General features: G+C 64.7%; 6 protein-coding genes. 3 read left to right on the top strand and 3 right to left on the bottom strand.

All coding sequences use genetic code 11. The features are described from left to right. Positions 1 to 180: 180 nt before the first annotated feature. The 3 genes from BM400_RS17250 (at position 181) to ppk1 (ending at position 3,178) form a co-directional block, all read left to right on the top strand. On the top strand, positions 181 to 330 hold the full coding sequence (locus BM400_RS17250) for a DUF3309 family protein (protein WP_089841086.1): 150 nt from the start codon (positions 181 to 183) through the stop codon (positions 328 to 330). Positions 331 to 423: 93 nt separating this feature from the next. Beyond that, positions 424 to 930 carry a GNAT family N-acetyltransferase gene (locus tag BM400_RS17245; protein ID WP_089841082.1) on the top strand — a complete coding sequence of 169 codons (507 nt, stop codon included), beginning with the start codon at positions 424 to 426 and terminating at the stop codon, positions 928 to 930. A gap of 40 nt (positions 931 to 970) precedes the next feature. Then, entirely contained in the window at positions 971 to 3,178 is a 2,208-nt protein-coding gene (ppk1, locus tag BM400_RS17240) for a polyphosphate kinase 1 (RefSeq protein WP_089841080.1), read from the top strand. Positions 3,179 to 3,321: 143 nt separating this feature from the next. Here ppk1 and BM400_RS22860 read toward each other — a convergent pair whose 3' ends face one another. The 3 genes from BM400_RS22860 to BM400_RS17225 all read right to left on the bottom strand — a co-directional run bounded on the left by BM400_RS22860 (position 3,322) and on the right by BM400_RS17225 (position 13,013). Continuing rightward, complete coding sequence (locus BM400_RS22860; protein WP_089841077.1) at positions 3,322 to 6,093, bottom strand: protease pro-enzyme activation domain-containing protein; 2,772 nt, start codon at positions 6,091 to 6,093, stop codon at positions 3,322 to 3,324. Positions 6,094 to 6,257: 164 nt separating this feature from the next. Beyond that, positions 6,258 to 10,703, bottom strand: coding sequence for an Ig-like domain repeat protein (locus tag BM400_RS17230; RefSeq protein WP_089841075.1), 4,446 nt, complete (start codon positions 10,701 to 10,703; stop codon positions 6,258 to 6,260). A gap of 150 nt (positions 10,704 to 10,853) precedes the next feature. After that, positions 10,854 to 13,013, bottom strand: a complete 2,160-nt coding sequence (locus tag BM400_RS17225; protein ID WP_245781937.1) for an acyl-CoA dehydrogenase family protein — start codon at positions 13,011 to 13,013, stop codon at positions 10,854 to 10,856. Between the last annotated feature and the right edge of the window lie 4 nt (positions 13,014 to 13,017).

The raw sequence follows: 13,017 nt of genomic DNA, 5'->3' as shown, positions 1-13,017 counted from the left end.
GGAGTCTATAGCGTCTGGAAATTTCGCTGGGCATGCGAAGGTCGGGCATGTGATTGCCGATGGAGTGTTGCGGCTTCGGCATGGATATTGGGTTATCTTTACTGGTCGAAGCAACGGTTTGAGGCTTGCGGGACTCACAGGTATTTAGATACTGCGGAGTAGTTACCGCCTGGAGATCCAATGCTCATCCTTCTGATTGTTCTTATCCTTGTGTTCGGTTTCGGTGGCTATCGCATGGGTCCTGGTTTGGGCTACTATGGCGGCGGCGGACTCAGCTTGATTTTGACGATTCTCCTGATTCTGTTTCTGCTGGATGTTGTCCACTTCTAAGAATGTGCCACTTCGTTGTTCGAGGAGGGCTCCGGTCTCTGCCGGAGCCCGTTTCACTTTGCCTGCGATCGCCTGGGATGGGATGATGGGGGCATGGAGAACGAAGGAACAACGAAGCCGTTCGTGCTGCGGTCGCACCGTGTGGGCGATATGGGATGGGCGGTCCACCGCGAGGGCCTGGGCTACTTCGAAGAGTATGGGTGGGACGAGCACTTCGAGGGTCTGGTGGCGCAGATCGTTGCCGACTTTATTCGCAACTTCGATGCCGAGCGGGAGCGCTGCTGGATGGCTGAGGTGAATGGGCAGAGTGTGGGGCATGTGTTTCTCGTGAAGCATCCCGACGAAGAAGGTACGGCTAAGCTGCGACTTCTGTTTATCGAGAAGAGTGCTCGTGGGCTTGGGCTGGGACATGCGCTGGTGGGTGAGTGTGTGTCGTTTGCGCGGGCTGCGGGCTATCGCAGGATCGTTCTCTGGACGCAGAGCATGCTTGGAGCGGCGATTCGCATCTATGAGAGAGCGGGGTTTCGCTTGATTGCGGAAGAGCCGCATCGCAGCTTCGGTCACGATCTGGTGGCTCAGACGTGGGAACTGACTTTGTGAAGGTAGATTAACATTGGTGCGTTAGGCTCGCTTTGCCCTTATGACGACGACACATACAACTTCCAAGCCCACCGCCGCGCGACGCGTTGCCAAGAAGAAAGCTGCCAAGACTGCTCCGCAGGCGCTGGCGGAGAGCCTGTTCTTCAGCCGCGATGAGTCGTGGCTGCGGTTCAACCTGAGAGTGCTGGAGGAGGCGCAGGACGCGACGAATCCGCTGCTGGAGCGGGTGAAGTTCCTTGCGATTACGGCGTCGAACCTGGATGAGTTCGTCGAGATCCGTGTGGCGAGTCTGCTGCAGAGGATTGAAGAGGGGCATAACGAGCAGCAGGCTCCGGATGAGGGCGGACTGACGCTTGTCGAGCGCCTGGACCACGTGGCGACGATGCTGCACGAGTTTGTGGAGGCGCAGTACACGTGTTGGAATGAACAGTTGCTGCCTGCGCTCGATGCCGAGAAGGTGCGCGTGCTGCGGTGGAGGGATCTGGACGGCGATCAGCAGGCGTATGCGGTCGAGTTCTATGAGAACGAGGTCGATCCGTTGCTGACGCCGGTAACGATCGATCCCTCGCATCCGTTTCCGCGCGTGTTGAACAAGGCGCTTTGCCTTGCTCTGCTGCTGAGGCATAAGCGCAAGGGTGCGGTGGCGGCGGCTACGCTGCTGGGTGTGGTGACGGTGCCGCGGTCGCTGCCGAGGCTTGTGGCTCTGCCGCAGGTGGCGGAGGGCGCTCAGGATTTTATCCTGCTGCATGAGCTGATCGAGAGCCAGGTGGAACGGATGTTCCGGGGCTACGAGGTGATCGGCAAGTCGGCGTTTCGCGTGACGCGGAACAGCAATCTGTACATGCAGGAAGAGGAGTCACGTTCGGTGTTGGAGAGCGTGCGCGCGGAGCTGCATAACCGGCGCAAGGGCGATGCGGTCAGGCTGGAGATCGAGACGACGGCCCCGACGGAGATTATCGAGCGGTTGCGAACGAACTTCGAGCTCGATCCGTGGCAGGTCTTTCGGATGGATGGGCCGGTCAACCTCTCCCGGTTGATGAACCTGTATGGCGAGACGAACAAGCCGGCGTTGAAGTATCCAGTGTTCAAGGGCAAGAAGTACAAGCTAGGGCGGAAGTCGGTCGACCTGTTCGATGAACTGCGGCAGAAGGATGTGCTGCTGCATCATCCGTTCGATAGCTATGAGACGGTCGAAGGCTTTGTCGAGGCCGCGGCTGAGGATCCGTCGGTGGTGTCGATCAAGCAGACGCTGTATCGCACGAGTGCGGATTCGCCGATGTTTCGCGCGTTGACGGAAGCGGCGCAGAGTACGGATGTGACGGTGGTGATCGAGCTGATGGCGCGGTTCGATGAGGCCTCGAATATCCGCTGGGCGAGGGAGCTGGAGGATGCGGGCGTCGGCGTGTTTCACGGCATCTTCGGGCTGAAGACACATTGCAAGCTGGCTCTGCTGGTACGGCGCGACGCGGATGGGAAGACGCGGCGTTACGCGCATCTGGGCACGGGCAACTACAACCCGGTGACGGCGCGGTTCTATACCGACATCAGCTTTCTGACGTCGCGTCCGGAGATTACCTCGGCGGTGCAGTCGGTGTTTCGGTACCTGACGGCGGAGGCGGAGGGTGAGCACTATGAGCCGCTGCTGGTGGCTCCGCTGACGATGGCCGGTGACGTGATCGCGCTGATCCAGCGCGAGGCGGAGCATGCGAAGGCGGGGCGCAAGGCGGGAATCGTCGCCAAGATGAATGCGCTGCTGGATCGCAAGACCGTGGAAGCGTTGTATGCTGCGTCGCAGGCCGGGGTGCAGATCGATCTGATTGTTCGCGGGATGTGTTCCTTGCGGCCTGGGCTGAAGGGGCTGAGCGAGACGATCCGGGTGCGTTCGATCGTGGGCCGGTATCTGGAGCATAGCCGCATCTTCTCGTTTGTGAATGGTGGCGAGGATGAGACGTATTGCGGCAGTGCGGACTGGATGGCGCGGAATCTGTATGAGCGCTGCGAGGTGCTGTTTCCGGTGACGGATGAGGAAGCAGGGAAGAGGTTGCGGGAGGAGATTCTCGGAGCCTACTTGAAGGACAATACGAAGGCACGCCTGCTGCAGGCTGATGGGAACTATGTGCGCGCGCCGAAGAGTGGTGCCGCGTTTTCGGCACAGGATTACTTTACGGAGATGGCGTGCGAACCCGTGGCGGAGACGCCTGGGAAGGTGGCGACGAAGAAGGCGGGTAAGAAGGAAGTCATTTCGTAGCCGTAACCCGGATCCATGAGAGGGAAGGCGGATCTGCACAGGCAAAGGCATGCTGGTCTCGCTTGCTTTTGAATCGCTTTCAGCACGCAGCAGAAGAGGCTCCCGGGTGGGAGCCTCTTCTGCGTTGCGGCGGCGGTTGGCTGTTATTGCACGACGAGGGTAAGGGTGGTCACGTGCGAGGTGGAACCGGAGGTCGCCGTGATGGTGATCGCGTAGGTTCCGGGCGTGCTGTTGGTGGTGGTGCCGGCGACGCTCGACAGGCCGGAGGATCCGCCGCAGCCCGATATGCCGATGGCGGTGATGGAGAGCAGAAGCGCGCAGAAGATGCCGGCGGTGCGGCTGAGCTTGCGGCGTCTGCGGCCCGGGACGATGATGAGCAGCATGGAGGCGAGCGCCATGCCGCCGCTTGCGACGACCCAGGGTGGCGTCGTGGTGTGGTTGGCACCGACCTTGAAGTTTGCAGTGGAGGAGGTGGCGTTGGAGACGTAGGCCTGCAGCGTGAAGACCGTGGTGCCGGTGCTGCCGGCGGTGAGCGTGACGGGCGACACGGAGAAGCCTCCGCTTGCGTTGAGTGTGCTGGGCCCGGTGGCCGACATGGTGACGGAGCCGGCAAAGTTGTTCAGGGACTTGAGGGTGTAGGTGACGGTGGAAGAGCTGCCGGCCTTGATGGTCAGGGTGCTTGCCGCTCCGGTGAGGGAGAAGTCAGCGGATGAGGCTGAGGTGATGTCGACCGAGACGGAGCCTTTGGAGCTGGCGTAGGTGGTGTCACCGGAGTAGGCGACGGCGATGGTGTGGACACCGGCAGCGAGGCTGGTTGTGGTGAGCGAGAAGGACGCGGAGCCGGAGACGAGGGCTACTGCCGAGCCGCTCGCGGTGCCGTCGACGAGCAGTTGCGCGGTGCCGGTGGGGGTCGTGGTGGGTGTGCTGACGCCGCTGGCGACGGCGGCGGTGATGGTGATGGCCGTGCCCTGGGTTGCGCCGGGAGCGGAGGCGGTGACGGTGGTGGTGGAGAGGGTCTGTCCGGCGCTGGTGCCGAGTGCGGTGACCAGCTTCCAGTCGTTGACCATGTTGTAGGCGTCGACCGATCCCCATCCGGTGGCGAGATCGTAGCCGGTGCTGGCGGTGTAGCCGATGGTGCCGCCGGAGGGGCATCCGGTGGAGCCGGCGGTGCAGGGGACGGCGTTGGTGCCGGTGGTGACGTCGTGGAAGACGCTGTTGTAGTAGGTGCTGTTCGCCAGCGCGTAGATGGTCGGGTTGGCATTGCCGACGCGACCGCCGGTCTTCTGGACGACGAGGGCCATGAGTCCGGCGAAGTTGGGGGTTGCGACCGAGGTGCCGCCGACGACGTTGAGATTGTTGGACGCGTTGCGGAAGCCGTTGGTGCAGGATCCAGCGGAGCAGATGAGGTAGCCGTCGTGGCTGGCGGCGGCGTCGAGCGCGAGGTCGGGGACATCGCGGGAGAAGTCGTTGGCGAGTCCGGTCACCTGCCAGGAAGGCTTGGCGAAGTAGGCGCTGATGCCTCCGCCGCCGGCTGCGAGACCGGAGCTGGAGCTCTCGTTCCAGACGGCTTCGGGGATGTAGGAGATAGCAGATTCACTGCCGTTGTAGGTGCTGTTGTTGGCGGCGGCCCAGTAGCTGCCGGAGCCTTCATTGAACATGGTCCCACCGACGGCGGTGACGTAGGGGGAGCTGGCCGGAAAGTCGACGGCGAGACCCTGGGTGGCGCTGGCGACCTGGTAATCGCAGTCCGCGGCGCCTGAGTCACCGGCGGGGCCCATGATGGTGATGCCCTGGGCGTTGGCCTGCTGGAAGAGGAGGTTGTAGGACTGCAGACTTGCGGTGCCCCAGGCCGACTCGCAGTTGCCGTAGCTGACGGTCATGATGGGAGCGAGGTTGTGGTCGATGGCCTGGGTGAGCGATGTGCCGATGACGTCGGTGGAGTTGACATAGAGGATGGAGGCGGAGGGAGCGGCTGCACCGGACCACTCGACGTCGAGCTGGGCCTCGGTGAGGTCGTTGGTGCTGGTGCCGGGATCTGTGCCATAGAGCTGCACCGTGGGAACGTTGGCGATGAGGCCAGACGCGGTGCGGAAGGCGGCGACGTCGGAGAGGCTGATGTCGGTCTGGCCCATGACGGCGATGGTGATGCCGGATCCGTTGACGTTGTTCGAGAGCAGGGGATTGACGTCGTAGATGGTGTAGAAGTCGCCGGGCGCGACGAAGGTGTTGCCGGAGATGCTGGAGGTGAACTGCGGATGCAGGGCGTCTGCCGCGGGGGCGGCTACGGTGCGGGTCTTGACGCGAGAGACGAGCTTGAAGTCGTTCAGGCCGGTGATGCCGGAGACGACGCCTGCGAGGGCGGTTGGGAGAACGGGGTTGGACAGATTGGCGAAGTGCTTTTCGCCGTCGAGCGAGAGGCTGTGGATGCTGGTGCCGAAGGCCTGCTCGACCTGGGCGGCGGTTCCGGAGAAGGTGACGAAGGTGCGGCTACGGGCGGTGCCGGTGACGGTGAAGCCCTGGCTCGAAAGCCAGGCAGTGACCTTGGCGATATCGCTTGTGGAGAGGCCGAACTGGTCGGCGAACTGCTCGGGGGTGAGCCACTTATGGTAGTTGGCGGAGGCGGGCTGCTGCTGCTCGAGAAGAAGCTCGGTGAGCGCGGCCTGCTGGGCGTCGGTGAGGTTGAAGCGGAGGGTCATGCCGGTGAGCGCGAGTTTGGGGTCGGCGGCTCCGAGATCGGCGGCCAGACGCGCACGGGGGGATACGGTTCCTTCGAGCGAGGTATTGCTCTCCGTCGCGAGGGAGGCCGTAATTCGATTCTGCACGGCAGCCTGCGCATTGGGAATCGAAGTTGCAGCGAGGAGCGCGATGGCCGGAAGCGAGAGGAGACTGGCCTTGAACTTGAGACGATCGAACATGCAAACCTGCTTGTGCGGGAGATTACGCAGGGGTGAGTGGGGGCTGCCGCTACCGGCAGGGGAACGTCCACCTCTCACGGCGATGCGATATAGCTAAGGACGGGTTTTTTCAGGAAAGGTTGCGGTGCCGGCGGGGAGGGCAGACGCCCGCAACCAAAATGGGACTACTGGGTAACCGTGACCTGGAGCGGGTAGCTGTGCCGGTTGGTTCCGATCGTCTCCTGGCCCTGAGCGGTCACGGTAAAGACCGCTGTGCCGAGCGGGGTGCCCCCGCTGGTGGTCGTGGTGCCGGTGGTGGAGATGGAGTTGCCGCAGCCGATGTTGGACGCGATGCCCAGGGAGAATACGGCCAGAGCGACGAGGACTGCCGAGCGCAGCTTGCGGCGGCGACCGCGGGGGATCGCAAAGAAGAAGAGCATGCTGAGCATGGTCCCTCCGGTGAGGCGCAGCGCGGCCTGGACTCCGCCGATGGATTTACCGGCTGCCGTGGTGGTGATGGTGAGGATGGCTGAGCCACCGCCGGAGAGGGTCGCCGGGGCGATGGTGCAGGTGGTGAGGATGTCTCCCGGGGGCGCGCAGGACATGGTGATGGTGCCGTTGAACTGGTCGATGGGCGTGGCGGCGATGGTGGTGGTGACGGATCCGCCGCGGGAGACCGAGAGGGTCTGCGGGGAGAACGAGAGCTGGAAGTCGGAGACGTCGACGGTGATGGTGGAGGAGGTGATGGGCAGGTAGTTGCCGTCGCCGCCGTAGACCGCGTAGACGGTGTGTGGGCCGGCGAAGAGGCCTGTGGTCGTGAAGGTGCCGATGCCGGTGGCGACGCCGTTCGAGCCGAGTGTGGCGGTACCGATGAAGAGCGGGATGCCGGTCGCGGTGTCGTAGAGGGTGACGGTGCCGGAGGGCGTGGGAACGGTGCCGGCCTGGGCCTGGCTGTTGGTCACCTGGATGGTGAAGATGACGTTCAGGCCCTGGAGGGTGGGGCTTCCGTTCGAGAAGAAGACGATGCTCGGAGTGATCTTGGTGGCGGTGATATTGGTGGACGAGGCGGTGGTGCTGGTGAGGTAGTTCTTGTCGCCGTTGTAGGTGGCGGTGTAGACGCCGGTGGCGCCGGCGGCGAGGGAGGTGGTGCGGATGGCGACGCCAGAGCTGTTGACGTTCGCACTGCCGATGGCCGCGCCGTTGTTGTAGAAGGTGACGGTGCCGGTGGGCAGTGCGGTGGTGAGGGTCGTTGTGCCGGGCGAAGGCGCGACGGTGGCAGTGAGGGTGAAGCTCTGTCCGCCGAGTACGGTGACCGGGCTGATGCTCAGGCTTGTGGTGCTGGCGCTCTGGGTGGCGACGAAGGGGAGGTTGACGGTATTGGAGCAGGAGAAGGCGGTCGTGGTGACGCAACTGACGAGGATGTTGTAGGTCGCGGGCGGCGGTACGGGGAGGGTGATGGTCGCCGTTCCGGCGGAGACCACGCCGGTGTAGACCCCGGTGAGGCCGGAGTAGCTGGCCGAGACGGTGGCTCCGGTGGGAATCGTCGAGCCGGTGGCTACGGCGACGGTAGCGGTGACCGCTGCGGTGGTGTTGTAGGCTCCGGTGGCGGGGGTGACGGTCGCGGTGAGCGTACCGACGACGGCGGTGCTGCTGACGGTGACGGTGGTGGAGCCGGTGCTGGTGGCGTAGGTGGTGTCGCCCGAGTAGGAGGCGGTGATGACGTTCGAGCCGGACGCGAGCGTAGCGATGGGCGCGCAGGAGCCGGTTCCGGCGGTCAGTGTGATGGTGCAGAGCGCCGTGCTGCCCAGGGTGACGGCGACGGTGCCGGTGGGGACGGTGGTGCTGGCCGTGGCTGCGGCTACGGTCGCGGTGTAGGTGACGGTCGTTCCGGGAGTCGTGACCGTCGCGGGGCTGGCCGTGATGGTGGTGACGCTGGCGGTATTGCCTGCGGCGGCGTTGACGGTGACGGCGGAGGAGGTGCTGGTGGCGTAGTTGGTATCGCCGGAGTAGGTGCCGGTGATGGTGTGGGCTACGGTGCTCGAGAGCGAGCCGACCGTGAGGGTCGCGATGTTGGAGGTGACGATGGCAGTCCCGAGCGCGGTGGTGCCGTCGAAGAACTGGACCGAGCCCGTGGGGGCGGAGGTGCCGACGGTGCCGGGCGTGATGGTGGCGGTGAAGCTGAAGGACTGGCCGGTGTTCTTGGTCGAACTGGGGACGACCGTTGTGGTGGTGGAGATGAGGGTGGATGCGGCGATCGTGACGGCGGGCGAGGTGCTGGGAGCGTAGAGGCCGTCGCCGGAGTAGACGGCGGTGATGGTGTGGGCGACGGTGGTGGAGAGAGAGGCCACGTTGATCGATGCGGCGGTGCCGGTGATGGTGCCGGTGCCGAGCGCCGTCGTGCCGTCGTAGAAGATGACCGAGCCGGTGGGAAGGGTGCTGCTGATGAGCGCGGCGGGTGTGATGGTGGCGGTGAAGCTGAAGGCCTGACCGGTGTTCTTGGTCGCGCTGGGGGTGACGGCGGTGGAGGTGACTCCGGAGCCGGTCGCGATCTTCGTGACGGTGACGTAGTTGGCGTCGCCGTCGTAGGTGGCGGTGATGGTGTGGGTCGCGGCGGTGATGTCGGTGCCGGTGGCCTGGACCGTACCGGATGCGAGCGTGCCAGCGTTGATGAGGGTGCCGTTATCGAAGAAGCGAACGTTGCCGGTGGGAACGGCTGCCGTACCGACGGCTGGAAGCGATGCCGTGAAGGCGATGGCCGCGCCGGAGACGGCTGGATTGGGCGTGTAGGAGAACGTCAGGACGGGCGTTGCCTTGCCGACGGTGACGGTGGTCGTGATGGGATTCGGGCAATAGAAGGTGGCGTCGCCCGCGCAACTGATGAGCAGGCTGGAGGTGCCGACGATCGAGGCCGGGATGCTGATCGTCGCGCTGGCGGTGCTGGGGCCGGTCGCCTGCCACGCGCCGGTGTAGCTGGTGGTGGTGCCGGAGAGGGTGACCGTGACTGTGCCAGTCGGGGTGCCGATGGTCTCGACGCTCCCTCCGTTCCCGGTGGTGGTGTTGACGGTGACGGTGTAGGTGCTGCCGACCGTGGTTCCGGTGCTGACGGTCGCGGTCAGGACCAGCGGATACTGCGTGACGAAGACCGCGGCGGTTGGGCTTTTGGAAGTGGCGTAGGTGGTATCGCCGGAGTAGTTGGCCGTGACCGTCGTGGTTCCGGTGGGCAGCGTGCTGTTGGAGTAGGTCGCCACGCCGCTTGCGTTGAGCGCACCGCTGCCCAGAGTGGTGCCTGTGCTGGTCGTGAAGGTGACGGTGCCGGTTGGGATTGCACCGCCGGTGCCTGAGGTGACGGTTCCGGTGAAGGTGACGCTGCTGCCGTAGACGGGCGCATAGTTCGAGGCGGCGATGCCGGTGAAGCTGCTGCCCGTTCCGCGTGGGTACACCTGGATGAGCTTATCGAGGTCCACGAGGCCGAGGCCGGTGGCGGGCTCCCAGGTATCGGTGGCGCCGTCGGTCTGGGTGTAGAGGCCGGCGATCGGGGCGAGGTCGTACAGGGTAGCGTTCACGTTGCCGAGGCGGCCGCCGGCGCTGAGCGCGATGGTGGAGAGAGCCTGGGAAAAGGCGGAGACGCTGGTCGAGGTTAGGTCGGGCTCGTGACGGAGCTGGTCCGCGGGAAGTCCCGGAGCGGCCTGCCATGGTGGGCGGGCTTCAACCAGAACGGGATTGGCGGCGGCGGTCGCCGAGGGCAGGGCGATGGCCGTCACCTCGCCGAGCGAGGCGGGGAAGGCACCGAGGCCGGTGGGGCAGGCGCTGGCGGCGAGCACAGTGATGCCCTGGGCGTTCGCCTGCTGGAAGAGCGCGGTGTAGGTGTCGAGGTCGGCCTGGGCCACATCCGCATCGCAGGCGGTGCTGGCGAGCGTGAGGATCGGGGTCGTGTTGGCGTCGAGCGCCGCTGCCAGCGCGCCCGGGACGTCGGTTGCGGTGCTGCCGGTGAGAGTCAGCGCAGGAGGCAGGTTGTCCAGGCCGGATACGCCCGCGATCAGCGCGGCGGCATCGTCCGGCAGCGAAGGCTGGGAGACGTTGGCGTAGTAGGCGATTCCGCCGATCTGGAGCTGGTGCAGGGAGACTGCGAAAGCGGACTCCACGCGGGCTGCGGGGCCTGTGACGGTGAGGGTGGTATGTGCGGCCGACACGGCCGAGACGGAGAGAGCCTGCGTGTTCAGCCACTGGGTGGCGGCGGCGACCTGCTCGTCTGTGGCTCCGAAGCTGGCGGCAAACTGCTGCGGCGTGAGCCAATGGTGGTATTCCGCGGAGGCTGGATTGAGCTGATCGGCGAGGCGCTGTTTGAGGGCGGCGAGGCGGGCGGCCCCAGGTGCGAGGCGGACCGTCAGGGTGACCGGCGCGGAGTCGGGGACGACGGCCTGGTCGCTCGCAGCGCTGGCGAGAGGCGTCACGCTGGTTGAGAGGGTTACCCGCTGGGCGTGCAGGACGGACGGTGCGAGGGTAGCGACGAGCGCCAGTGCGGAGGAGACAAGGGCACGCCAGAGCGGCTTGCCGGAGACTGCGGAAAAACGGGCAAACGATTCGCTTCGATCGACAACGGGGGTGCAGGAAAGGCCGGACGGATTTGCCATAGGGACGCCCTTGATGTTTACAGATGAGGTTCCGAAAGGCAACAGCAAAGCACCAGCGTGATAGGCACTGTTCGTGCCATCAAGCTGGTGCTTTCGGGGTATTGACCATTGGCCCCGGTACGCAGGGGTGGCCGTCCGGGCAGGGCAGGTTTAGAGCGTGTACCGTCCGGCGTCGATCATGTGCTTGGCTACCTGGCGGCGCAGCGCGATGGTGTCGATGAAGTCGTGCTTGGCGAGGCGGCGGAGGATGGCGGTCTGGGTTTTGAGCATGTCGCCCTCGGCCGCGGCGGCGATGACCTTGCGGGCGGAGAGCTCGACCACGTCCATGGCCTTGGCGGTGTAGAGCCTGGCCATGGCGACGGCGATGTCATTTTTGCCGGCGAACTTCTCGGCGCGGAGCAGGGTGGACTCCATGGCGTAGACCTCGATGATCATGTCGGCGATGGCGCCCATCACCTCCTGCTCGTCGGCGATCTTCTGCATGTACTTCTGGGTAGCGACGCCGGCGGCGAAGAGCGCGGTCTTCTTGGCCTGGGCCAGGATGTCGAACTCCTCGGCCAGAGGCCCTTCGCGCTCCTCCTTCTCGATGGGGCCGGCCATGACCTCGTCCATGAGGTTTTTGATCGCGGGCATGAGGGCGAGTTTGCCGGACATGGCCGACTTCATGAGCCAGCCGGTGATGATGAGGCGGTTGATCTCGTTGGTGCCCTCGAAGATGCGGTTGATGCGGGCGTCGCGGTAGGCGCGGGCGGCTGGGTAATCTTCCACGTAGCCGTAGCCGGCGAAGATCTGGAGGGTCTCGTCGACGACCATGTCGAGCATCTCGGAGGCCCACACCTTCACGATGGAGCACTCGACGGCGTAGTTTTCGATCTGCTTCTGGATGGCCTTGGTGTCGTTCTTGTCCACGCCCGCAAGCGCCTGGTCGATGAGGCCTACGGTGCGGTAGCAGACGGCTTCCCCGGCGAAGATGCCAACGGCCTGGTTCGCGAGCTTCTCCTGGATGAGGCCAAACTCGGAGATGGACTTGCCGAAGGCCTTGCGGTCGAGGGCGTACTTGATGGCGGTGTCGAGCGAGCGGTGCGCTCCGCCGACGGCTGCGTTGCCGAGCTTGTAGCGGCCAACGTTAAGGATGTTGAAGGCGATATGGTGGCCCTTGCCGACTTCGCCGAGGAGGTTGCCGGCGGGAATGACGCAGTCGGACAGGATGAGCGGCGTGGTGGACGAGCCCTGGATGCCGAGTTTGTGCTCTTCTTTTCCGTTCGTGAAACCGGCAGTTCCGCGCTCGATGAGGAAGGCGGTGAGCTTTTCCTTGTCCTCTCCGGGGACGGCGCACTTGGCGAAGACGGTGTAGAGGTCGGCGAAGCCTCCGTTCGAGATCCACATCTTCTCGCCGTTCAGGGTATAGGTGCTGCCGTCTTCGGAGAGCACGGCGCGGGCGCGGGCATTGACCGCATCCGATCCGCTGGTCGCCTCGGACAGCGCGTACGCGCAGACCAGCTCGCCCGACGCGATGCGCGGCAGGTATTTGGCCTTCTGCTCCGGCGTGCCGTACCAGACCAGCGGCAGCGTGCCGATGCCGGTGTGCGCGGAGAAGGCGACCGAGAACGAGCCCTGTCGCGAGATGTTCTCGGCGACGATGGCCGAGGACATCTTGTCCAGCCCCAGACCGCCGTACTCCTCCGGAATGTCGATGGAGGTGAGGCCAAGCTCAGCGGCCTCCTTCAACAGGCGGCGTGTGATGCTGAAGTCCTTCGCTTCAATCGCGTCGGACTGCGGAACGACCTCATTGGTGGCGAAGTTCGCCGTCATCTCCGCGATCTGCTTCTGTTCCTCGGTAAAGTCCTCGGGAAAGACGCAATCGGCGGGGGAGGCGTCGGTGATGAGGAATGCTCCGCCAGAGATGAGCTTTTTGGTGTCGGAGAGGGGCGCGGTGGTCGTGGCCATGGTGTTACCTCGGGGTACGGAGTTGTTTGTATTTGGAGAACGAAAGGCCGGCGGCTGCGGTGCCTTGAGCCAGTGACGCAGGCTCTCGGCTACCGCGTAGAGACAGAAGATGGAGGTCGCGCTGGCGCCGATCGTAGCCATCAGCGATGGGAAGTCCGCCCTCGAGGCAAGCAGAACGAGCGGCACGGCGTAGCAGAGCACCAGCACAGCGGTGGCGAAGTAGAAGACGTACGTCGTGGACGGCGACGGTGCGGAGTTCGCCTCCAAGGCCGCGTAGAGCACAAGCGGAATGCATCCGCTGAGCCCTGCCGCGATGGTCGAGAGTCCGTACGCGATGTAGCCCTCCATGCTGAAGAAGTTCATCGTG

Origin of the sequence: Granulicella pectinivorans, assembly GCF_900114625.1 — a bacterium.
Classification (GTDB): Bacteria; Acidobacteriota; Terriglobia; order Terriglobales; family Acidobacteriaceae; genus Edaphobacter; species Edaphobacter pectinivorans.
Note: the sequence above shows the minus strand (reverse complement) of the source record. Positions and strands in the feature narration are given on the sequence as shown.

What these genes read in the sequence shown, in the direction of transcription:
- ppk1 (WP_089841080.1), top strand. Translation starts at nt 971, where the DNA reads ATGACGACGACACATACAACTTCCAAGCCCACCGCCGCGCGACGCGTT.
- BM400_RS17245 (WP_089841082.1), top strand. Translation starts at nt 424, where the DNA reads ATGGAGAACGAAGGAACAACGAAGCCGTTCGTGCTGCGGTCGCACCGT.
- BM400_RS17230 (WP_089841075.1), bottom strand. Translation starts at nt 10,703, where the DNA reads ATGGCAAATCCGTCCGGCCTTTCCTGCACCCCCGTTGTCGATCGAAGC.
- BM400_RS17250 (WP_089841086.1), top strand. Translation starts at nt 181, where the DNA reads ATGCTCATCCTTCTGATTGTTCTTATCCTTGTGTTCGGTTTCGGTGGC.
- BM400_RS22860 (WP_089841077.1), bottom strand. Translation starts at nt 6,093, where the DNA reads ATGTTCGATCGTCTCAAGTTCAAGGCCAGTCTCCTCTCGCTTCCGGCC.
- BM400_RS17225 (WP_245781937.1), bottom strand. Translation starts at nt 13,013, where the DNA reads ATGAACTTCTTCAGCATGGAGGGCTACATCGCGTACGGACTCTCGACC.